Origin of the sequence: Leptospira johnsonii, assembly GCF_003112675.1 — a bacterium.
In the GTDB taxonomy this organism is placed as follows: domain Bacteria; phylum Spirochaetota; class Leptospiria; order Leptospirales; family Leptospiraceae; genus Leptospira_B; species Leptospira_B johnsonii.
This window is the reverse complement of record NZ_BFAY01000007.1, coordinates 400,926-422,873: the sequence shown is the minus strand read 5'-3', so window position 1 is coordinate 422,873 and position 21,948 is coordinate 400,926. Positions and strand designations below refer to the sequence as shown.

Here is a 21,948-nt window from a genome sequence, read left to right as displayed (position 1 = left end):
GAAAAAAGGATGACCTTTTAGGACAAAAATCAGTCAAAGTTCGGTAGGTCTCCATATGAATATCCTATCACATTCTACCAAAAACTTTTATAAGGAACTTCCTGAGATTTCCCAATTTTCAGAAGTTACTGACAGTAAACATTATAGAAAGGTTCCGGAAGATTGGATCGTGATCGTTACGGATATAATAAAATCCATGGAAGCGATCCTGGAAGGCAGATACAAAGATGTGAATATGGCTGGGGGATTGACCTTAATGGGGATCACGAATCTTCTCAAGGATATGGAGTTCCCGTTTTTCTTTGGAGGAGATGGAGTGACCATCTTGCTTCCTGGTTCTAGATTAAATGAGATCCAGGACATTCTTGCGGATACAAGAGAATTCGTGAGAGACTATTTTAAGTTGGATCTTCGTATCGGGTTTGTACCAGTTTCCGATATTTATGAAGCAGGTTATAGTCTTACTATGGCCAAACTTAGGATCTCTAAACATTATACTCAGGCTGTTTTAGGTGGAACAGGTGTGGCTTATGCAGAGAATAAGATCAAAGAACCGCATTCCAAATATCTAACAGATAATTCTTATATTCCGAATATTCGCGCAGATTTCTCAGGTTTTACTTGCAGATGGAAAGATATCCAAAGTCCGAAAGGGGAAATGGTCGCACTTATCGTTAAGATCAATTCAGATTCCGACTCGGAAGCCGCAAAAACTCTTTCCGGTCTATTGTCCTTGATCGACTCATTGTACGGTTCCGAAAGGGAATATCATCCATTGAGAGAGGAAAATCTGATCATAGAACATTCTTCTTCCGTTCTGAATAAGGAGGCGACTGCATCTTCTAAAGGAAATAGTATATTAAGAAAACTGTATCTTTGGAAAATTAAATTCGAAACTTACGGTGCTGAACTTGCTATCCGTTGGAATCTTCCTTTAAAAGCATTTCATTATAAGCTAAATAAGCTAAAGAACTACCAGATCATCTCTTCCGATTTTAGGAAATTCGACGGAACTTTCAAAATGGTATTTGCAACGGATACTATCGATAGGAAAAAATTGGAGCATAGTTTAGGAGAGGCGGAGAAGTCCGGCAAATTACTTTTTGGGATACATATCTCTGATCGTGCTCTGATGACCTGTCTGTTACATGCAGGAACAGAAAGAGAAGTACATTTTATAGACGGGGCAGGCGGAGGTTATGCTTTGGCCGCCACTGTGCTTAAGAAGAAATTACAGACTGTCGGTGTTTAATCTTTTCATTCAGATGAAGGAAAAATTTTGATCTTAGGGTTACTCTTTTTCTAACCAATAGTAGAAGGCAGGCAGTAAAATTAGAGTCAGGATCGTAGAAGAAAAAATCCCTCCGATCACTACCGTGGCCAGAGGTTTTTGGACCTCCGCTCCTAATCCTGTTCCGAACGCCATTGGAATAAATCCAAAAGAAGCGACTAATGCCGTCATGACGACCGGACGAATGCGGCTGACTGCACCTTCTAATACTGCTTCTCTTACGCTAAGTTTGGTTTCTGCTCGGATCCGATCGATTGTGAATAGTTTTACGAGTCCGTTCAAGACTGCGATCCCGGAAAGAGCGATACATCCTACGAATGCGGACACACTTAGGTCCATTCCTCTTAAGAATAAAAACCAAATCCCTCCCGTTAAAGCAAATGGAACACAGAAGAATACTAACAGTGCCTGTTTAATAGATCTGAGTCCCAGATAGAGAACAGTAAAGATCATGAATAATGTTGCGGGCACAATCATGGAAAGTTTTTCTTTTGCTTGGGAAAGGTTTTCTATTTGTCCTCCCCAGAAAATGGAATATCCATTAGGGATCTGTAATTTAGAAACCTGAGAGATCGCTTCCTTATAAAATCCTTCCAAGTCCCTTCCTCTTAAGTTTACGGAAACTGCAACGAATCTTCTGGATTTGTTTCTGGAGATGGTCATGACTTTTTCTCTTTTTTGGATAGAAGCCAAAAGTCGGATTGGTACAGTGCCTCCGTCTTCCGTTCCTACATTGATATTTCCTATTTCAGATTCCCTGTTCCTAAATTCTTCTGAGAGCCGGATCTTAATGGGAAATCTGACTTCTTCTTCGTAAAACCCTCCCAATTCAAATCCACTCATGGAACTTTCCAATACTGAGTTAAATAAAGGTAAGGAGATATTATAGTATTTGAGTTTTGTGCTGTCGGGGATCACATCGATCACATTCGATTTTCTTAATGCCATGATCGGATCTAATTCCACTTCTGCTGCGCCCGGGATCTTTTCTAATGTGTTTTTTAATTCTTCTTGGAGTTGAAGAAGGACGTTCAGGTCCTTTCCTAAGATCCTTACGCTTATATCCGCTCTACTTCCTTCTAATAGTTCGTTAAATCTGGCTTCTAACGGTTGGCTTAAAGTAAGTTCCGATTCAGGGAATTTTTCTTTTACGGATGTTTCTATCTTGTCTAAAAATTTTTCCCAGGTATTTTTTTCCAGAAGATCCGGAAGTATATCCTTTTTCAGAATAATGAATGTGTCCGCATTGAACGGCCCCATTGGATCGTTTGCAACTGAGCTTGTTCCTATTCTAGAAAATACACTTTCTACTTCAGGCATTTGTCCAAGGAAGACTTCTAATTCTTTTTGTTCTCTTAAACTTTCTTCTAATCCTGTGTTCCCATTTCTAACTATGACCAACATTAGATCTCCTTCCGTCAATTTAGGAAGGAATACCGTTCCCATTCTGAAATAGATCAGAAGAGTTGCCGCGAAGAATATTAAAGAATATAGAATGATCCTACGAGGTTGGTCTAAGATCTTCGGTAATTTTTCAGCATACCAATTTACGATCTTACTATCTTTTTTCCGGCTATGCGCTCCTAAGTTTTTGGGCGATACGAAGAAGTATAAAAGGGGAGGAAGAAGGAAAACTGCTAAGAATAAACTGAACCCTAACGCGAGAAGTACAGTCTCCGCCATAGGTCGGAACATTCTTCCAGGGATCCCGTCCAGTGTGAGGATGGGGACATAAACTAACATGATCACTAAGATCCCGAAAGATACCGGCTTTAGTACTTCTAAAGAAGAATCCAAGATCACTTTCCGTTTTTCTTCTTTGTTTGTGAATTTTCCAGTCTCGAATTTTGAGAGAACATTTTCTGTGATTACGATCGAAGCATCGACTAGTAATCCAAAGTCGATTGCACCGAGGCTCATTAAGTTGGCGGAGATCCCGAAAAATCTCATACAAACAGATGCAAGCAGCATGGAACCTGGAATGATCAAGGCAACGATCAAAGAAGCTCTTAGATTGAACAATATTAGGAAAAGTGTAAGTATGACTAAGATTGCACCTTCCCCCAAGTTTTTTAGGACCGTTTTGATGGTAGATTGTATCAAGAAAGATCTTTCCAATAAGATCCTCACTCTTACATTTTCCGGTAAACTTAGATTCGATACTGCTTTATGGAGAGCTTCGTTTACTTTGTAACTATTTTCTCCTCTTAACATTAAGGCGGTGCCGAGTACGATCTCTTTTCCGTTGGAGCTTGCTCCTCCCAATCTCGGCGTGCCATGTTCGTTTACGTCCGCTATATCCGAAACTTTTACGGACGCACCTGTAAGAGTTCTTCGGACGGAAATTGCAGAGATCTCGTTTAGGTTTTTCTTAAGACCATAAGCTCTTACGATCGAGATTTTTCCTGAATTTTCTATAAATCCACCGCCGAAACTTTCTCCAATGGTAGAAATATCTCGGATGATCTGATCTATAGAAAGTCCCCAACGTTTCATTCGGTTCGGATCCACATCTATATGAATCTCTTTTTCGTAACCTCCGTTGGAATCCACTTCTACGATCCCGGGAACCATTGCTTTGATCTGAGGCCGGACTATGTAATCTTGAACTGTTCTTAAAAACAAAAGTTTTTTCTCTTCAGGAAGTTTGTCCAATTCCGAATCCGGAACAGCTTCTACTGAGTAAAAAAATATTTCTCCAAGGCCTGTAGTATTCGGAACGATTGTAGGAGTGGCACCAGGTGGAAGTTTTTTCTTAGCGCTTGAAATCCTTTCCGCTACCATGGCTCTCGCCTGATAGATATCTGTGGTTTCCTTAAAGATAAGAGATATATTAGATAAACCGAATTTAGATACGGAACGAACGTCTATCAGATTCGGTAGACCTAAAAGTTCCGTTTCTAATGGAAAGGTTATCACCTTCTCCACTTGTTCCGGATCCAAGGATCCCGTATCGGTTGTGACGATCACCTGCACATTGGTGATATCCGGCACCGCATCTATAGGAACTTCGTTTAAAGTATAAAATGAGAATATTAATAAAAACGAAACCAGTCCTACGGATAAGAATGGGTTACTTAGGCTGGTATTCAAAAGTCTGGCTAGCATTGCCCATTACTCCTAAAATATCTTTTTCGTTCGTGATATAAATCAGGTTCAGAAGACTTTCCAAATGGGAAATTTGTGCGTCTAGGACCGCGTGATGTGTTTCGTGTAGCTGGTTTTCCAACTCCAGATAACTGATAAGTTGTATTCTTCCCCGCTTGAACTCCATATCTGCAAAGTTCAGGTCCCTATCGATCCGATCCAATTGGGTTAGGTCGTAAAGTTTCAGGTTCAATTTGGATTGCTCGTAATCCAAAAACGATTGGTTAAAGGAGGTTTGTATTAAGTTTTCTTGATAAACCAGCCTATCTTGTTTGGACCTCATATTGGTCTCCGCAGAGGCTACCTTATTTTGGAATTGGTCCCAAACTGGGATCCTGAATTTCAATCCGAAATCGTAAAACCGGTTGGCAACCCCGGACTTATCCTCTCCGATCTGGCTAGTGATGGAATAATCCGGATATTTTTCTAAGTTTGCCAATCTAAGCTCTGTTCTGGCCCTATCCAGTTCTCCTTTGGCTGCAAGGATAGAAGGGTTTTGGGAGACTGCTCTTTTTTCCAATTCTTTACGATCGAATTTTACTCCGGATCTGAAATAAGGGATCTTTAGATTCGGGACGAATTCTTGTCTTAGATACAAGTTTAAAGATTCGTAATCTTTTGCGGCTCCCAGTTCTAGATCGTTAAAATGTTTTCGCAGAGCCAAAATTTTAGTTTCTATTATGAATAGATCCGTTTTTGCCTGAGGGGTGAAGAATGGCCTGGCTTTGATGTAACTTTCTATCAGGGAAAGTCTTTTGAGTCTTTCTTTTACGTGATTCTTCTTATCCGCCGCAACTAAATAACGATAAGCGAATTTGATCGAACTGAGCCGTATTGAATTATAAGCTTCAATTTGTTGGACTTCCTTGATCTTGGAATCGTTATCCACCAAAAGTTGTTTGAGTTCCTTCCTTCCCGGAAAATAGACAGGCTGCTCGAACTGGACCGCATATTCTGCACCGGATTCGTCGGCCGCCTTTCTTTGACCGTAATCGATATAAACGGAAGGGTTTTGGGTCCTACCTTCCTGCCTTCTTTTATAAAAAAGGCTTTCCAGGTCGGAATGGATCGCGGTGAGCAATGGAGAATTTTTCTCCGCGATTGCCATAATGGAATTTAAGTCTAATTCTTTTCCTGTATCATTCTCAGATGCCTGTGTAGGAAGAAATAATACCCAAAAAAAAGATAAAAATACGAGTGTATATGAAAAACGCACGATAACCTCACATTATAAAAACAGAAAATTATAATGTGGGATCTAAATTAGAATTCTGATGAATGATAGATGAGTAAGCGTTTCCGAGTTGGAAATTTTTTGGAATTCGATCTGGAAAGGGGAGAAGGAGGAAATCCGAACCAGATCCTCTATACCCATTCTAAAATGTTCAAAAACTTGGACAGGAAATGATAGAATGGAGCGGGAATCCTCTATTTCCTTTTTGATAGAGACTAGATCCCAATCGCATACAGGTCCGCTATCTCTGTTTTGATCTTGATGACACGGGGAAGACTCGGAAGTGCCAGCTTCAATTTCGCAAAAAGGCCCACAATTAAATGCGGGCACGAGAATAGAAAGTAAGGCGCAAGCTACCAGAACTTTCAAAGATCTCGATTTCATTCTTCCAGAGTAACAGTTAGCCCGGGAATGTAAATTGAAAAAAGAGAGAATGGGGCCTGTACTACCTACTTGATTTTTCTCAAGAAGCGGCGGTCTTAACGAGAACGGACCTTCTTCTTTTTTGCAGCAACTTTACGTTTAGCTGCGGTTTTCTTAACCAGTCGTCTGACGGATTTTTTACGGGCTGCTTTTTTCTTTGCAACCGCCTTCTTGGAAGAAGATATTTTGGATTTTGTGACCTTCTTCTTTGCGATACTTTTCTTTTTGGGGATGGTCTTTTTCTTTAAAGAAGAAGCCTTATTCGCTTCTGCCAAAGATTTTCGGAACCAGAATACAAGGTCTTCATCGTCTTCTAAAACTTCTTCCGGTACTTCCCAATAAGAAATTCGGACTGATTTTCCATCTTTGCCGGCGTAAGTAAATGGGGCCATCCCTGCAGATTCATACTCTGCTTGGTTGGACTGTCCTACTCGGAAATACAATCGGTCCTTGATGACCATCGCAAAGATTTGAGATCCGGAATAGATCCCGAAACCTCCGAACATATTTTTATAAGATAAGGGACCGCAGACTTTTAATCTGTCTTGGACATGTGTAAGAAAAGAACTCATAAGCAGGGGATTGTCTCTCAGTACAATAAATTGACAAGAACAAATCCTGTTACGGAAGTTTTAGGAAGAAAAATCTGATAATATTTATAATACAGCTTTTAGCCTATCTAATACCTGTCCGTTCTTTTCTAATTTTCCGAAAGAAAGGACTTGGGTAGGACAATTTACCACGCAAGCCGAACATCTGACGCATTGAACGCTATCCATTGGCCTTCCCTTGTTGGCGTAATTCATGACGTCTATCCCTTGGTGGCAAACGGAGGTGCAAATATTACAAGAGATACATCTTTTTTTCTCCGAGAAGATCCGGAACTTACTGAACTTAGCGTAGATATGCATGAGCGCGGAAAGTGGACAGAACATTCTACACCAGATCCTTCCGGAGAACATGAAGTAAGCTCCAACACCAACGACCCCGCCTAACCCCAAGTCCACAATTAAATCATAATATATTTTGACCGAGTCCGCGCCGAATTCCAAAGGCCAGAAAAATTGCCCGGAACTTCCGATCAGCTTGGCTATAGTGAGAATTGCTGCAATGAGTAAGATCCATTGGCCCGAATGCTCCAGCTTGTATGCCAATTTTCCGTGAGGCATTCTGTTCCTGTATTCGTCTCCCAAGGTTTCCGCCAAGCCACCGCAGGAACAGATCCATCCGCAATAGGCTCCTTTTCCGAATTTGTAGACAAGATACGGTATAAGACCGAAGCTCATTAGAAATCCATAAACTAACCAGAAGGTGGTGATCCCTCCGTCGTATAGGACTCCCATATTCAATGGCCAGGCCAAAACGAATCCGTAAGCTTTCCAATAGGCTCCGTCCGGGAAAACCTGCGTGAGCAAAAATCCATTAGAAGGTCCTAATAGACCTTTGTCTCCCAAGAACGGAAGGATAATCTCGGGCAATAGGAATAACGGGAAAATTTGAATTAGAATCAGTGTAATGGTTTGTAATTTTATATACTGTGTCGGTCTGACCCACATCCTTCTGATCCCGAAAAATAAAATGGTCGTGGAATACAGAACAGTATAGTGGAAGCTAGGATATTTTCCGAATAAATAAAATCCAAGGTATTTGGCGCTTAAATACACTATGGAGAAATAGAGTGCAGCCAAAACTAAATAAAGATTTTTGAATGTTCTCCATCTCCAGGTGAAAAATGTTTCTTTTGCGAATAAAAATCTGAGGGAAGAAAGTGCAAATATGATCCCGGAACCTAAGGCCACCCAGGAATACCAATATGAGGCATAGAAGGATGCCTTTCCGAAATATAGAAATAATGCGAAAGAGAATAAGGAAACAAATCCAAGGAGTTCTTTAGAATTGAATGAGTTTCCGATCTTAATCCCTAATTTTTTCAGAAAAGAGATCGGGGCTTCGGAGCCGATCAGAACCAAGGATGAATCTATTTTTTCCGTTCTTGTTTTGGGTCCTTGTTTCAGACGAACTTGTTTGGATTCGAATTTTTCAAGGGTAGAATTCGGTAAAAATTGGATCTTATTCTCTTGGACTGACTTTCGGAACTTTAGTTTATTCTCTTCTTTCGGCCGGGAAATTTCGGATTCTCTATATGATAGAGTAACGGAAGAAGAAACATCTACTAAGGAAAGAGCAGCTTCTATCGCACTGTCTCCACCGCCTACTACCAATGTACTTTGGCCTTGAAAGTCCTGCGGGTCGATCAATCTATGGAAAACGTTTTCTTGTTCTTCTCCCGGGACTCCTAAACGCCTGCTGTCTCCTGATTTTCCTATGGCAAGTAATAAATAAGAAGAATTGAATTTTTTCCCGGACTCTGTTCGGATCTCGAAACCGGGCTCAGATCCTTTGGATGGAAGAATGGATTCTACCTTCTCTCCGTTTAAGATAGGAAGTTTATGTTTTTTTAATACTGATCCTAAGTATTCTAGAAGATCTTCTTTGGTTGTATCTTTGATCTGAATGGGAGAGTCCACTGTCAGTTCGAAAGGTTCCGCAAAGATAGGTTTGCCCTTTGGGTAACTTGTAATCGTATGAAAGGGTTGGTTTGCTTCTATAATAAGAAAGTCCAGACCATTCTTCTTTGCTTCGATACCTGCTGCAACACCTGAAGGCCCGGCGCCAACGATCAAAACATCTAGGAGGCCTTTTGTTTTCTTTTTGTGCTTTTGAAGAATACTGCGGATCGCGAAAACACCGCTCTGCACGGAATATTTGAGAAGAGGAATGCCAGTTAAATCTCCCGAGATATAGATGCCAGGAACAGAACTCTCGAATTCCGAATTTGTTTCCGGATATTTTTCGGCCTCGCCTTGAGGAGCGTTATTGTTCAACCAATCAAAATACTTAGGAACGATGGATAATAGGCCTTTCATAACTCTTACAGATGTTTAGAAATCGGCTTGCCTGTTCCGATCTAAAAAGAAAACTCCTGCTAGGTGGATTTTTTGCAAAGACTATACACAAAAAACCGACTTTTCTTTTTTATCACCGCTACACTCGGCCTTATTGGACTTTGCATTTCTTTAGGAAGAGTGGCAGTCGATCCGAGGCTTGCTGATTTCTTTTATAACTCTGATTCTCTTTTCTTTTCCGTAATTTACCAGGAACTTTTTCTAAAACCCGGAGCAAACTTATTAAATTCTCTGAATGGTTTCGGTTGGACCCCTGCCTTATATTTTTTCCCCGATTTAGTTCAGTATTTTGCACTTAGGACCATTTTTTTATCACTGGAGAATGGTGGCTGGGAGCTTACCCATTTATCTTATTCCGCATTCCAATGGATCTTACTTTTGTTGGGGATCTTATTCCTTTTACAGAAGTTCAGTAAAGAAACAATTTCTTATGAAAAGGGGAGTCTTGTTCTTTCATTCGGTTTTTTGACCGGGATGATATTACTTTTATTTAAACAAGATCTGTTTGTATTTTTACCAGGATTTCACGGGGGAAATTTAGTAGTTCTCTGTTGGGCCTGGGGATTTTTCTACCAATGGGAAGAAAGTAACTCCAAAAAGGACTTTGTTCTTGTTTCCGGGACAGTGTTCCTATTTTCTTTAAGCGATCTGCTTTTTATTCCTTATTTTCTGATCACCTCTTTAGGTTTGCATTGTTACGATTGGTTGTTTAGAGAAAGAACGATCCATAGAATACAAAGGATCGTTTATATATACTTCCCTGTGTTCTTAGGGATTGTAGCTTCCAGGATCGTTTTTCAAGTTTTACGCAAAAACAGTTTTGTATTCTTTCCCGGGACCGCAGCGCCTAAAAAATTAGGAGAAGCGATCGCCATTTGGAAATCGGAAAGTTTTTTTCATTCTCTCTCTTATTTATTCAAGGAGAATTGGATCTATCTTCTTCTGATCATTTTATTCTTTTGTATCTTGAAGTTCTTATCTAAAAAAGAAGATGGAGCAAATTCAAATAAGCCGGTCTATTTATTTCTAATTCTTGGGATTTTGGTTCCTTTCGTTTTTCTGATCTATGGATTTATTTTTGGACTAACAGGAAAGACAGGGATCCAAGGAATAGATAGATATTTCGGAGAGATCCTTTTGGGATTTTTAGGTATCGGAGCGGTTCTTATTTTAAGCATTTCAGATATTCCGGTCGTGAGATTCGGGCTCGGCGTTTTCTTTTCACTTGGAATACTTCTCGGGATCTATTCTTCTTATTCCAAGGGTTTAGGACTGACTCATTATCCAACAAAGGTCGCCTGCTTAGATAGGCTTGCGGAGAAGAATCACTGGAAACGCGGGATCGCCAGTTTTTGGTATGTGAGGCCAATGAGGATCTTTTCTAAAAAAGGTTTGGAGCCTGACGATTATCTTTATGATCTGATGTTATTCTATTGGCAGAATAATTTGAGCTGGTTTGAAAGAGAAAATCCACCTTATACTTTTGCGATCATAGATGGTGTGGATGAAAAGATCGTAAGACAAAAATTGGGAGAACCGATTTCAATATCTTATTGTGATAAGATACCCATCTATACATTTGCAAATCCGGAAAAGAGTTCGGATTTTGTAAAAGAAAATCGAGGTAAGATCGATTTATGGAAATTTTCCACTTCTAGATATTAAGATTTTTGGATATCGTTTATCCTTCTCATCCATTCTGCCAATTCCAACTCCTGCTCTTGTTCAGAAAGTTCCAAGGTATCGATCACTCTTTTTCTTCTTTCTAAAGAATGGTTCTGGCTGAGTTTTAATTTTGCTTCGTAAGTCAAATTGCGGATCTCAAATCCTTTTATCTTTCCTAAAAGAGAATTTCTGACTTCCGGTTTTGGTGTTTGGTATCCGTATCCTGAATTTTCCGATTCGAAATACTGAATGGAATCTTGTAAAACTATTTCAGTCTCTTCTCTATCTAGAAAATGTAATATTCCTTTTACATGTACTGAGATGTAATTCCAAGTAGGCACAGTTTGCCCCGATTCGTACCAGCTGGGAGAAATATAGGCGTGAGGACCGTGAAATACGCATAAAACCTGGGAGTTTTCTTGTAAGAGAGGATTTCCGGACGCCATATGCCCGACTAAACTGGCTTTGTCTTTGGAGAGAAGGATGGGAAGGTGAGTAGCCTCCAGTCCTTCTGCAGTTGTGGAGATCAAAACGGCAAAGGGGTATTTGCCGATGATCTCGTGAATTATATCAAGATTTTCTAATTTAAAATGTTCAGGAGTATACATTATTTACCGGGATCTATCCTAAGGATCTGTCCGGCTCCAAAGTCCGCTATATAAACGGAGCCTCTTGCGTCTTTTCCAAAACTGGAGATTAATACGGGCCATTTTCCGAGAGAGTAGGCTTCTTTTACGGAGCTTCCGTCTTTCGGAAGATCGATTGCCCAAATCCTTCCGGATACGAAATCTCCGAAAACATATTTACCATGCAGGTCTGAAATCCGGTCGTTAGTGACGACGTAACCTCCAGTAATGGAACTTCCGTCTTCTCTTCCGTATTCATAGATCGGATCAGTTAAACCTTTTTTATCGCAGTCTGTTTTAGGTTCGAAACAATGAGTAGCTTCCATTTTGTTCCAGCCGTAATTTTTTCCTGCTTCTACTATATCAATTTCTTCGAATAGATCTTGGCCCACATCCGCAATGATCAATCTTCCGGAAGGATCGAAAGAATATCTCCATGGATTCCTAAAGCCGTAAGCGAATGTTTCCGGTTTGAAGGAAGGATCTTTTAAAAAAGGATTATCTTTCGGAACGGAATATTCTTTGCCAGGATCTTTTGAATTTACATCTACTCTAAGGACGGAACCTAAAAATGTGGAAGGATTTTGTCCGTTACCTTTAGGATCTCCCATCCATCCTCCGTCTCCCCAAGCGATGTAGAGTTTACCGTCTTTTCCGAATGCCAATTGTCCTGCGTTATGATTTCCGTAAGGTTGTTTGACCTCCATCAAGATCCTTTCTTTGGAAAGTTTTGCTTTTTTAGGGTCTTTAGGAAGATCTATCGTCCATTCGGAAACTCTGCTTGTTTCTCCATTCTTCTTTGCAACATAGTTCAGATAAAGAAGTGGTTTTTCAGGAAATTCTGGATGGAGCACTACTCCCAGAAGTCCTTGTTCGGAATCGGTGGAAATTCCATCAAGTTTTAATAATATACCTGAACTTCCGTCTTTTGGATCCAACCATTTCAAGGCTCCGGTTTTTTCCGCCACCAAGAAGATATCCGGTCCAGGGATCATGAGTAAATCCACGGGCTGTTCGAAACCTTTTCCGATCGTGGTAAGACTGATCTTGATCTTCTTTCTTTTCTCGTCGTTTTGATTGAAGACTGCAACCAAGCCGGATTCTTTTCCTTCCGCTTTATATTTTGCCATATCGTCTACATTGGCCACGAGGAGTCGTCGAATATCGTCGCAGGAAATTGTGAAGAATATTAGAGAAATCGCCGGGATTAGAAAGGATCTATAGAAGGAAAGTTTCATGATCCGAATTCTTGCTTCGAGGCGGATTATATCCAGTCTTTTTCTGGGTGGAATCAGCTTGACCGGTCCAATTTAGATCGGAAGTCTTTCTGAAGTGAATTTAATGAATATAGTATTGGGTCGTAAGGAAACTCAACTTTCCTTTCTTCTTATTTCCTTTTTACTTTTTTTGATAAGTCTTGGGACAATCTCCGGCTCCGGATCAACAGGAAAAACATTTTATTCAACCGATTCTTTATTCTTTGCAAACGTATTTTCGGAACTTATCAAAGGATACAAAGAAGGTAACGTACTATATGGATTGAAAGATTGGACCTGGACTCCTTCGGTTTATTTATTTCCGGATCTGTTTTTTTATTTTTTACTTCGACTACTTGCAATTCCAATCAATGTTTGTCTTGAAGTTGTTCATTTGGGTTATGCAATTCTACAGTGGACCCTATTGTTTTTTTCTTGGAATATTTTATTCAGAAAATTTCTTCCGGAAGAATCCGAAATTAGCATTCTTTATAGGATCTCTATTTGGTTTGTCTTAGGCGAGCTTTTCATTTCCCAGAACAGTTTTTTGCCTTTATTTCTTCCTGGATTTCATACTGGGACCTGGTGTTTGCTTCCGATCTCTTGGGCTCTGTTTATTACTCCTAAAAAGAATAAGTATCATTATTTATTGGAGTTCTCTCTGGCTTTTATAGCCGTTCTTTCGGATCCATTATTTCTGCCATCTTTTTTGATCCCTATTCTTTTATATGAATCATTTACAAACCTAATTCGGATATTTAAGGAACCCAAATTTTTCATTTCTTACTCGGTGAAATGGGGCCCGATGGTTTTGGGACTATTTTCGGGAGTTAAAGCTTATTCGCTACTCGTAAGAAATCATTTTGTATTTTTCCCTTATCGATACTTTGAAAAAAGTATATTTGAAAATTATAAAATGATCTTCGGATCTTCTTTTTGGAAAAGTATTTACATCTTTTTCGATTCTTTAACGGGAATACTCTGGGGGCTTATTGTTATATGTAGCGTAGCGTTCTTTATCTTAAAAAAATTCAGGAAAGATGATGTCCGTTTCGTAAATCTGAATATGTTTTATTTTTTTTCCGGAGTCGTTTTACCATTCTTCCTTATTTTAATCGCTTATATTTCGGAAGATATTCTTCCGGAAAAGGTCCCATTTCGTTATCTGGGGATTTTGGTCCCAAGTATATTTGGGCTTACATGTATTCTAATTAGAGGCAGAGCATTAAGTATAATTACCTTCTTCATTATCATCTATGGAGGTAGTTATTTATCTTCTTATTTAATAAAAAATAAACCTCTAAAGATTGAATACTATCCGGACTGGATAGCTTGTTTAGATGATTTGGGAAGAAAGAATCATTGGCAAAGAGGAATGGGAGGTTTTTGGACTTCTGCTCCGGTTAGAAATTTTTCCAGAGCCGGATTAGTATCCGATTATTATCAGCCGGATCTAAGTATTCGTCCATGGCAAAATACATTCAGATGGTATCAGCTAGATGAGAATTATTCTTTTGCGATCTTAACCGAACTAGATGAGGAAGTTATATCAAAAACATTTGGGTCCGGAGGTCGCACCGAAGAATGCCGTGGAACAAAAATTTATGTATTTTCTAAGAAGAACGAAAGATTGATCAAAGACTTTGTCCTTCTCAAGAAAACAGAGATCAACGCTTGGAAAAAATTTACGGGAAGGGAATCTTTGTAAAGAAGATTGGAGCGTATCGGGATCGAACCGATGACCTTCTGAATGCAAATCAGATGCTCTCCCAGCTGAGCTAACGCCCCTTTTATCAGGGATGAGTGGAAAAGAAACCGGTTTGGAAATCTGCCGGAAGTCCGACTACCACTCTTTCTAAACCGTTTTTACCTGGGCCTGATAAGACTTGAACTTATGACCCCGCGCTTATCAAGCGCGTGCTCTAACCAACTGAGCTACAGGCCCGGTAAGAGACATGATTTTTATTCGAGATTCTCTGGCAAGGGATTTTTAGAATAACAGACAGGTTTTGCATTTGCGGATTTCAAGATTCACCTTAGATTTGCCGCGTGAGATTCGGAAAAACTAGCTTCTTTGCCCTTCTGATCTCTTTCTTTCTTTCTCACTGCTCTCTTGTCGGCTCTGGATCTGAAGATTCTTCTGCGAAGAATGGAATCTTAGACTTGAGCAACCATTCTTTTGAAGATAGCAAGATCGTTCCGTTAGATGGAGAATGGGAATTTTATTGGGAAGAATGGATCTCTCCTAGTGAATTCTCCGATCCAAAGTTCAAATCCAAAAAAAAGTTCGTAACTGTTCCTTCTGTTTGGACGGAGAGTTTTTCTAAGGATCCTGAGGCAGTAGGTCATGGTTACGCTACTTATAGACTCAAGGTAAAGTTGGGAAAAAGAAAACGTTCCTTAGCTCTCAAGATCCCGGACCTAGGAACTTCTTACGTACTCTATGCAAACGGGAAGGAGATCGCAAGTGTAGGTTCTATTGGAAAATCCAAATCAGAATCTAAAGCAAGATATGAGCTAAAAATTTCCTTAGTTCCGGACTCTGAAAATCTGGACTTGGTATTTCATGTTTCCAATTTTCAAAACAGATGGGGTGGTGTTTGGAATTCCATTCAGTTGGGGGAATTCGAAAGTATTTTGGAGAATGTCCGAAATCGAAGGGATGTAGAATGGGCCTTGGTCTTGATCGCGGCCACGATGTCTTTTTATAACGTATTTTTTTATTTCTTTAGAAGGAACGAATCCGCTCACTTATTATTTGCATTTCATGCTTTTCTAATAATGGTTCGTTCTTTAACAATCGGCGATTCCAGGCTTGCTTACGAGTTTTTACAGGGGATTTCCTGGGAACTTCCGAACCGTTTGGAATATATTAGTGTATATGCTTCCGGTCCGACTTTGTATGCATTCTTGTACAGATATTGTAAGACTGATTTTTGGAGAAGATTCGGTCGATACTTCGTTATTCCTTATTACCTAGCATGCTTTATCGTATTATTTTTTCCGAATAAGTACTACACGCTCACGCTTCTACCGATCGCGTTGTATATGCCTTTTGTTACGATGCCTATTTGGATAGTTTTGCTTGGCCTTGGTCTGAAAAGAAGAATAGAAGGTGGATTTAGTTTATTTGCGGGCTATATAGTGCTCAGCTTATGCACTTTGAATGATATCGGTCTATTTTTTGGATTTTGGAAGAGTATCTATCTCATTCAATATGGGGAAGTCGTAATGATACTAGGTTATTCCATTTTGATCTCTAAAATTTTCTCGGAAGCGTTCCAACGTTCCGATACCTTAGGAATTAAAATGAAATCCTTGGTATTCTCTACTAGGGAGATCATGCAATCTTATTCATATGATAAGGCGGCAGATACCGCTTTAAAGATGCTGCATGAGGATGGAAAAGAACAAACAGTCTTTGTGTATCTGGAAGAACCGAATTCGTCCGTGTGGAAAAGATACTCAATTTCTTCTTTAGGAGATCTGGAAACTGTAGAAGTATATAAATACGATGTGCAGGATCTTTTGGGTTTGGAACCTTCTTCTCTTACGGAACCCATAGTCAAAAATAATAGACTGATCGTTTCCGTCCAAGATGAGCAGCTCTACAAATTGATCTTTGATCTTCCATTTGAAAGTTATTCCGATGATTCTCAGGTGGATTGGGTAAGAGGAATTGCCGATGCACTTGCATTTTCCGTTCGTAATATTGCAAGACAGGACAGAGAGAAGCTAGCAATTATAGGAGAACTTTCCGCAGAGATCGTTCATGATCTGGGACATCCGATTGCGATGATCCGTCAAAATCTGAAAAATCTGGGATCCCAAAGAGGTAAATCCAAAACAAATCTACTTTTTCAAGCGGAGAAGGAGGTAGATGCACTTACAAACCTTACTTTAGATATATTAGATTTTTCTAAAAATAGGATCATTTTGGATCTGCAGATCCTAGATATAAAAACCTACTTTAAGGAAATTTTCGAGGACCTTGGGACCTTCTTTCAATCCACTAAGATGAAACTGGTATCCAAGATAAATGCAAAAGGAAGTATTCGTCTGGATCCGCTCCGTATCCGTAGATTGATCTTCAATCTGGCAAAAAACGCTGCCGAGGCTACGGATGAGAAAGGGACTTTTTCTATTCGGATTGAAAGGGAAGAGAATGTCGTCTATCTGATCTTCGAAGATAATGGAGAAGGTTTCAGTAAGGAAATGGAAAGATATATTTTCGATTCAGGATTCGGAAGTAAGAAACCTTACGGAACAGGGCTTGGACTTTCTATCATCCGTAAAATTGTATCCGCTCATGGAGGAGAGATACTTGTTTCTTCCGAAGAAGGTAAGGGGACCAGGTTTACCATTTTGCTTCGTTCTTAATTTGCATCCAAGGATCTAAGCTGTACTAAGATCCTAGTCAATTCTACCATATTATCCACTTCTAATTTTTTGAAGATAGAGGCTCTATGGGCTTCGACAGTTCTTACGCTCAATTTCAATTCTTCCGCGATCTCCCTGTTTAATTTTCCCTTGGATAAGAAGTTTAGGATCTGACCTTCTCTTTTGGTAAGTTTTTTTACGATCTCAGCTACTTCCCTGATATGTTTTTCGTCATAGCTGAAGTTTGCGATCTCTCCAGGGAATACTTTGCCCCTATTTAATACTTTTTTAATGGAAGCCATGATGGATTCCATTGGGTCGCTTTTTAAAATATAACCGTCTGCTCCTGCGGAGATCGCCTCTTGTAGGTAGGACCAATCCCGATGCATCGTCAAAAATACTATCTTCATGTCCGGGAATTTTTTGCGGATAGAATCAAGCTCTTTGATCCCATTCTCATCTTGAAGGGAGACGTCGCAGATCAGAAGGTCGGGCCGGGCGAAGCCCATCATTTTAGTTCCTTCCTTTATGGAAGAAGCTGAACCGCAATATTCATAATCTCCGCAGGCCTTGATCTCTGCTTCTAATCCGGAGCGGACGATAGGATGATCGTCTATTAAAAAAATTTTAGGACGGGTGCGGACGGACATTTTTTTGGATTTTAGAGAATATAGAGCCAATGGCAATCCTAAAAATTTCCCGGACCCGTGGAAGTATTATAAAATTATGAAAGACTTCTGTTTAGTTAAACTCGTAGATCGCCTCATATTCGTTATAGGAGCCGTAGCCTGGTTGAGTGCAGGTAGTTTCGGCATACCAAGGATCGAATCCGCCAAACCCAGTTCCGCTGGTATAATAACTTCTGGTTGTAATTCCGCTGTCAGTAGGATAAGTACATCTTCCGCTGCGAGTGTATGTGCCTCCATTTAAGCCATTACAATCGTGCGTGGCCCCTACGTATGTGGTTCCGCCTGCCAAGGTATCGTAACATCTGGCATAGTCCATTTGGTTGGAAACCGAGGTTGCCTGAATTTGACCGTTTGCGATATTCGTTCTGTAGCTTGCAGGAAAGACACCGCTGGTATATCGAACTTCTATAATATAAGTGCCGTTAGCGAGATTTGTTTTTTTAAATTGGGCTCCCGTTTTTCCGTTTTCTACGATCGTGGTTTTAGAACCGGTAGGGCTGCTGTAATAGTATAAATTCAGATTCGCTCCGAAATATCCGAATATATTAAAAAGAACATCTCCTGTACTTCCTAACGTGATCCTGAGATAACTGTTTTGATCGGAAGCACTAATAAGTCTACTGTAACTATTTGGAGCTCCTAGGGTGATGTCTATGATCGGTCTGTATCGTACTGTTTTTGCAAGAAATGGATTTCCGTTTTTGGTAATCACCATAGGAAGAGTAGTGTTCTCGGTGATCCCTGAGATAGTGGGCATGGTAAATTCTAAACTTCCATCTCCAGGAAAACTAATGCCTGTCGCAGCTTCTCCTCCGATCGTAACGGTATAATCTCCCGCTACTCCGGAAAAATTCGTTGCGGTAACAGTATTATCCGACCCGGGAAACCCTTTTTCAAATACGATATCTGCAACAGGAAGACTATTGAGCAAAGTTAAATAAACAAGAGGATCGGTGCTGCTATTGTCCTTTGTACAACCAACCAGCCCGATCGTGTAGAATACTAAAATATAGATCCAAGTTTTTCGATTGCGGTTCATGATTTCCTTGCCTTTTTGTAGGAAAATTATGACCCCTTAGTAAATAAATTTCTATTCGTAGAAGTACTAGGTTGAGGTTGTTTTTTAAGTAGAAGCCGAAGGAAGATGGTGTTAGGCGATTGTTTGGAATTACTTATTCCGCTTAAAACTGATCCCCTTATTTCCAAGTACAGTGAGCCAGAAGTCCGAATCTCGGATAATAAAATGGTATACTAAGAATGTGACAGCGTATACCGAGAATATATGAATAGAAAATTTGATCCAGATAGAAAGGCCTGTGCTCACTACTAAAAAGCCGATCCCAAGAGAAATCGGATGATGGATCAGATATACAGGCAAACTGGATTCTCTTAAATAAGAATTGAGCTTACCAGTTTTGTTAAAAAACAACTGAAAAAGTCGGATAAAAAATGCGATCCAAATCCATCCACCCAAACACTTTAGAAAAATATGAAGTATTCTCATTCCAAATCCGGCATATCCGAAATAAGACCAGTATGGATCTATCGTGCTGACCCAATAGAATAGTCCAAAAAATACGAAGGCTAAAAATCCTAATAAAATAATCTCGGAATGACTTGTTTTCCCTTTTAAGATCGTACTTTCTCTTCCGATCAAAAAACTGCCGAATAAGAAAAAGCTGAAATCATATATGAACTGGACCGGCTCAATGTTTAGATATTTTTCGTCCTTTAGAAAAAAGTAATTAATGTCGCAGGTCCAAATCGTGCACCAGATCCCTGCGATCAATAATGTTTCCCATTTTACGCTAGGTCTTTTTTCAGGTTCTTCTCCTCCATATCTGGAAGAGGGAAGTATGAATGTCCCGATCCTATGAATTACAGGACGGATACCCAAATACAAGAATGTATATAATGCCAGATATAATATGAACCAAAGGTGAGAAGGAGCCGGATTCTTGAGTAAGAATTCTTCCCATAAGAATCTGAAGTAGTTTCCTTGGTAACCTTCCTGTAAAGCGTTCACATAATATTGCATGGGTGCGAATAGTATGATTCCGGGAATCAAGGGTAGAATGATCCGCAACGCTCTTAACTTTAAAAATTCTGTTAAGGTTTTGGAAAGATAGATCCTTTCCGTAAAATAACCGGAGAGTACGAAAAACATAGGCATTCTAAAAAGATGTACCCATTCCCCGAAAACATCGAATGCGATGGATCTATCATCATTTCTTAATGGATATATAATGACAGCAGCATATACGATCGCCACATGGAATGCTAAACCTAATAGCAAGGCGAAGGATCTGAGATTGTCTAAATAATCCAGCCTGCTTTGTTTGGCCGGAGAGCTTTGTTCAACCAAGAATTACTGGTCCAATGTGTATTTAAAAAACGTTTCCCGTATCAATATATGGCTGGGATCGTTTTTGGGTTGTTCGATCAATTTGTCTTTTACCAAAAGATTGATCGCGGATACTAGATCCGTATGTTCCAATCCGACTCTTAAGATGGCCCATTTCATAAATGCTGCCAAATGCACCTTGTATTGTCCGTCCTCTTGTTCTCCTCTCGATTGTGCGAAAGTAATCAATGCGGAAGTTACAATATTCTTTCTGTCTCCTTTTAAAAGACTAGCTATGGTTTGATTAGTCTCTCTCAATCTGGAAGAAAGCATTTTTACCATTTTTAAGGAGAAAGAAGGGTTGGTCTGGATTAGGTTATAGAACACACTCTCGGTGATCGCGAATAATAATACATCGGTTTTTGCGATGGCTCTTGCACTTCTGGGTTTGCGATCCACCAGTGCCATCTCACCGAACATATCCCCTTCTTTCAGTTCTATAAGAAGTTTGAATGCTTCTTTTACTTTTTTATGGATCCCCACTTTTCCGGAAAGGATCAGATACATTTGATCTGCGGGTTCGTTCTCATCGAAAATAACAGCGGATTCCTTAAAGCGGAGGCCGTGTTTATTTACCATATCTTCGGAGATCTTCATGCCAAAACGGACTGGAAAAGTTTTTAGTCCTCATGTACGATATCGGCGATTGGTTGGGAGCCGCAATCAATTATTCTGGTAAGAAGGCGGGAACCTCAGAATTTTACGTTGACTGCCTAACCTTCGTAGGTAGCGTCTCATTCGTTTTCCCTAAGGAGGGAATCGTGAACACGAAAAAAATCCTCCTGCTCTCTGCAGCGTTTATTATCATTTTCATAATAGGTTTTGCACTCAAACCTTCTCCTATCCAACCCATTGCTTACCAACCTCCTATCGATACCGGTTTGATCGGCGCCTTCCAAGAAAACAAAGCTTTGGAATCCGCAGAACTGATTGCGCTCGGAAAGATACATGGCCCGGAAGATATCGAACCGGATGACGAAGGTAATATTTACTCAGCAAGTGAAGACGGCAAAGTGTATCTCATTTCTAAAGACGGAGAAATGAAGGCGCATGCATTCACTGGAGGTAGACCTCTTGGGATGAAATTATTAGGAGACGGTTCCATCGTAGTCGCGGATGCGATCAAGGGTCTCTTAAAGATCAGCAAAGATGGAAAAGTAGAAGTGCTGAGCACGGAATCTGAAGGCGTTCCTTTCAAATTCACCGACGATCTAGATGTTGCTAGAGACGGAACGATCTATTTTTCGGATGCAAGCGACAAGTACGGCTCTGCAGAATATTTGTATGATCTGATGGAATCCGTTCCTCACGGTCGTTTGCTAAAATATGATCCGCATACTAAAAAGACGACAACTCTAATGAAGGATCTTTTCTTTCCGAATGGAGTGGCTCTTTCTAAAAACGAGGATTTTCTAGTATTAAACGAAACTTATAAATACAGGATCCATCGATATTGGATCAAAGGACCTAAAGCAGGAACAAGCGAGATCTGGGCGGAAAATCTTCCGGGTTTTCCGGACAATATCTCTTCGGATAGAAAGGGCCATTTCTATCTAGCGTTATTCACAGTTCGTAATAATCTAGTGGATAAGGTTTTACATCCTCGTCCTTGGACAAAATCGATCGTGGCTAAACTCCCTAAATTCCTTTGGCCAAAGCCTCAGCCGTACGGTTTTGCAGTCATTCTGGACGAGAACGGAGTAGTAGAGGCCAGTTTCCAGGAGCCAAAGGGAAAACATCTGAAAGAGATTACTTCCGTAAAAAGAAAGGGGGAGTATATCTATCTAGGAAGTCTTCATAACGACAGGATAGGGAAATTCAAACTGCCTCCCGAATTAATAAAAGAATAAATAAGGAAAATTGAATA

At 40.0% G+C, this 21,948-nt stretch carries 16 protein-coding genes and 2 tRNA genes; 6 read left to right on the top strand and 12 right to left on the bottom strand.

Annotated elements, in window-relative coordinates:
* Nucleotides 1-55 precede the first annotated feature (55 nt).
* Nucleotides 56-1,252, top strand: coding sequence for a DUF3095 domain-containing protein (locus LPTSP_RS07390; protein ID WP_108928156.1), 1,197 nt, complete (start codon nucleotides 56-58; stop codon nucleotides 1,250-1,252).
* 39 nt (nucleotides 1,253-1,291) lie between these two features.
* On the opposite strand, the gene LPTSP_RS07385 is transcribed toward LPTSP_RS07390, so the two are convergent.
* Nucleotides 1,292-4,399, bottom strand: a complete 3,108-nt coding sequence (locus tag LPTSP_RS07385) for an efflux RND transporter permease subunit (protein ID WP_108928155.1) — start codon at nucleotides 4,397-4,399, stop codon at nucleotides 1,292-1,294.
* Nucleotides 4,365-5,654, bottom strand: coding sequence for a TolC family protein (locus tag LPTSP_RS07380; protein WP_108928154.1), 1,290 nt, complete (start codon nucleotides 5,652-5,654; stop codon nucleotides 4,365-4,367). The genes LPTSP_RS07385 and LPTSP_RS07380 overlap by 35 nt, the downstream gene beginning before the upstream one ends.
* Nucleotides 5,655-5,723: 69 nt before the next feature.
* Here LPTSP_RS07380 and LPTSP_RS19315 point away from each other — a divergent pair, with 69 nt between their 5' ends.
* Nucleotides 5,724-5,846: a hypothetical protein gene (locus LPTSP_RS19315; protein WP_282432931.1), complete on the top strand. Its 123-nt coding sequence runs from the start codon at nucleotides 5,724-5,726 to the stop codon at nucleotides 5,844-5,846.
* A gap of 305 nt (nucleotides 5,847-6,151) precedes the next feature.
* On the opposite strand, the gene LPTSP_RS07370 is transcribed toward LPTSP_RS19315, so the two are convergent.
* Entirely contained in the window at nucleotides 6,152-6,667 is a 516-nt protein-coding gene (locus LPTSP_RS07370) for a TfoX/Sxy family protein (RefSeq protein WP_108928153.1), read from the bottom strand.
* 84 nt (nucleotides 6,668-6,751) lie between these two features.
* On the bottom strand, nucleotides 6,752-9,022 hold the full coding sequence (locus LPTSP_RS07365; protein ID WP_108928152.1) for an NAD(P)-binding domain-containing protein: 2,271 nt from the start codon (nucleotides 9,020-9,022) through the stop codon (nucleotides 6,752-6,754).
* 159 nt (nucleotides 9,023-9,181) lie between these two features.
* Here LPTSP_RS07365 and LPTSP_RS07360 point away from each other — a divergent pair, with 159 nt between their 5' ends.
* Nucleotides 9,182-10,726: a hypothetical protein gene (locus tag LPTSP_RS07360; protein WP_245915495.1), complete on the top strand. Its 1,545-nt coding sequence runs from the start codon at nucleotides 9,182-9,184 to the stop codon at nucleotides 10,724-10,726.
* Here LPTSP_RS07360 and LPTSP_RS07355 read toward each other — a convergent pair.
* A complete protein-coding gene (locus LPTSP_RS07355) occupies nucleotides 10,723-11,334 on the bottom strand; it encodes an FMN-binding negative transcriptional regulator (RefSeq protein WP_108928150.1) in 612 nt (203 codons plus the stop codon). The genes LPTSP_RS07360 and LPTSP_RS07355 overlap by 4 nt on opposite strands.
* The gene (locus LPTSP_RS07350) at nucleotides 11,334-12,590 is read right to left on the bottom strand and encodes a PQQ-dependent sugar dehydrogenase (protein WP_108928149.1); all 1,257 of its coding nucleotides are present in this window, start codon (nucleotides 12,588-12,590) and stop codon (nucleotides 11,334-11,336) included. Before LPTSP_RS07350 ends, LPTSP_RS07355 begins: the two co-directional genes overlap by 1 nt.
* Nucleotides 12,591-12,693: 103 nt before the next feature.
* On the opposite strand from LPTSP_RS07350, the gene LPTSP_RS07345 reads away from it, so the two are divergent.
* Nucleotides 12,694-14,316 (top strand): hypothetical protein, encoded by a 1,623-nt coding sequence (locus tag LPTSP_RS07345; protein WP_245915494.1) that lies wholly within the window; start codon nucleotides 12,694-12,696, stop codon nucleotides 14,314-14,316.
* A 7-nt stretch (nucleotides 14,317-14,323) separates the two neighbouring features.
* Here the strand turns inward: LPTSP_RS07345 and LPTSP_RS07340 are convergent.
* Together LPTSP_RS07340 and LPTSP_RS07335 are read right to left on the bottom strand one after the other, a co-directional pair.
* A tRNA-Ala gene (locus LPTSP_RS07340) sits at nucleotides 14,324-14,396 on the bottom strand.
* 83 nt (nucleotides 14,397-14,479) lie between these two features.
* A tRNA-Ile gene (locus LPTSP_RS07335) sits at nucleotides 14,480-14,553 on the bottom strand.
* 104 nt (nucleotides 14,554-14,657) lie between these two features.
* Here LPTSP_RS07335 and LPTSP_RS07330 point away from each other — a divergent pair.
* Entirely contained in the window at nucleotides 14,658-16,988 is a 2,331-nt protein-coding gene (locus LPTSP_RS07330) for a sensor histidine kinase (RefSeq protein ID WP_108928147.1), read from the top strand.
* On the opposite strand, the gene LPTSP_RS07325 is transcribed toward LPTSP_RS07330, so the two are convergent.
* The 4 genes from LPTSP_RS07325 to LPTSP_RS07310 form a co-directional block, all read right to left on the bottom strand.
* The gene (locus LPTSP_RS07325; protein WP_108928206.1) at nucleotides 16,985-17,638 is read right to left on the bottom strand and encodes a response regulator; all 654 of its coding nucleotides are present in this window, start codon (nucleotides 17,636-17,638) and stop codon (nucleotides 16,985-16,987) included. The two genes, LPTSP_RS07330 and LPTSP_RS07325, sit on opposite strands and share 4 nt — an antisense overlap.
* A 91-nt stretch (nucleotides 17,639-17,729) precedes the next feature.
* Nucleotides 17,730-18,716 carry a hypothetical protein gene (locus LPTSP_RS07320; RefSeq protein ID WP_108928146.1) on the bottom strand — a complete coding sequence of 329 codons (987 nt, stop codon included), beginning with the start codon at nucleotides 18,714-18,716 and terminating at the stop codon, nucleotides 17,730-17,732.
* Between the two features lie 129 nt (nucleotides 18,717-18,845).
* A complete protein-coding gene (locus tag LPTSP_RS07315; protein ID WP_108928145.1) occupies nucleotides 18,846-20,042 on the bottom strand; it encodes an acyltransferase family protein in 1,197 nt (398 codons plus the stop codon).
* 3 nt (nucleotides 20,043-20,045) lie between these two features.
* Entirely contained in the window at nucleotides 20,046-20,678 is a 633-nt protein-coding gene (locus tag LPTSP_RS07310; RefSeq protein WP_108928144.1) for a Crp/Fnr family transcriptional regulator, read from the bottom strand.
* A 32-nt stretch (nucleotides 20,679-20,710) separates the two neighbouring features.
* On the opposite strand from LPTSP_RS07310, the gene LPTSP_RS07305 reads away from it, so the two are divergent.
* Entirely contained in the window at nucleotides 20,711-21,931 is a 1,221-nt protein-coding gene (locus tag LPTSP_RS07305; RefSeq protein WP_108928143.1) for an SMP-30/gluconolactonase/LRE family protein, read from the top strand.
* Nucleotides 21,932-21,948 lie beyond the last annotated feature (17 nt).

What these genes read in the sequence shown, in the direction of transcription:
- LPTSP_RS07355 (WP_108928150.1), bottom strand. Translation starts at nt 11,334, where the DNA reads ATGTATACTCCTGAACATTTTAAATTAGAAAATCTTGATATAATTCAC.
- LPTSP_RS07350 (WP_108928149.1), bottom strand. Translation starts at nt 12,590, where the DNA reads ATGAAACTTTCCTTCTATAGATCCTTTCTAATCCCGGCGATTTCTCTA.
- LPTSP_RS07370 (WP_108928153.1), bottom strand. Translation starts at nt 6,667, where the DNA reads ATGAGTTCTTTTCTTACACATGTCCAAGACAGATTAAAAGTCTGCGGT.
- LPTSP_RS07325 (WP_108928206.1), bottom strand. Translation starts at nt 17,638, where the DNA reads ATGTCCGTCCGCACCCGTCCTAAAATTTTTTTAATAGACGATCATCCT.
- LPTSP_RS07345 (WP_245915494.1), top strand. Translation starts at nt 12,694, where the DNA reads ATGAATATAGTATTGGGTCGTAAGGAAACTCAACTTTCCTTTCTTCTT.
- LPTSP_RS07305 (WP_108928143.1), top strand. Translation starts at nt 20,711, where the DNA reads ATGTACGATATCGGCGATTGGTTGGGAGCCGCAATCAATTATTCTGGT.
- LPTSP_RS07365 (WP_108928152.1), bottom strand. Translation starts at nt 9,022, where the DNA reads ATGAAAGGCCTATTATCCATCGTTCCTAAGTATTTTGATTGGTTGAAC.
- LPTSP_RS19315 (WP_282432931.1), top strand. Translation starts at nt 5,724, where the DNA reads ATGAGTAAGCGTTTCCGAGTTGGAAATTTTTTGGAATTCGATCTGGAA.
- LPTSP_RS07320 (WP_108928146.1), bottom strand. Translation starts at nt 18,716, where the DNA reads ATGAACCGCAATCGAAAAACTTGGATCTATATTTTAGTATTCTACACG.
- LPTSP_RS07390 (WP_108928156.1), top strand. Translation starts at nt 56, where the DNA reads ATGAATATCCTATCACATTCTACCAAAAACTTTTATAAGGAACTTCCT.
- LPTSP_RS07310 (WP_108928144.1), bottom strand. Translation starts at nt 20,678, where the DNA reads ATGAAGATCTCCGAAGATATGGTAAATAAACACGGCCTCCGCTTTAAG.
- LPTSP_RS07385 (WP_108928155.1), bottom strand. Translation starts at nt 4,399, where the DNA reads ATGCTAGCCAGACTTTTGAATACCAGCCTAAGTAACCCATTCTTATCC.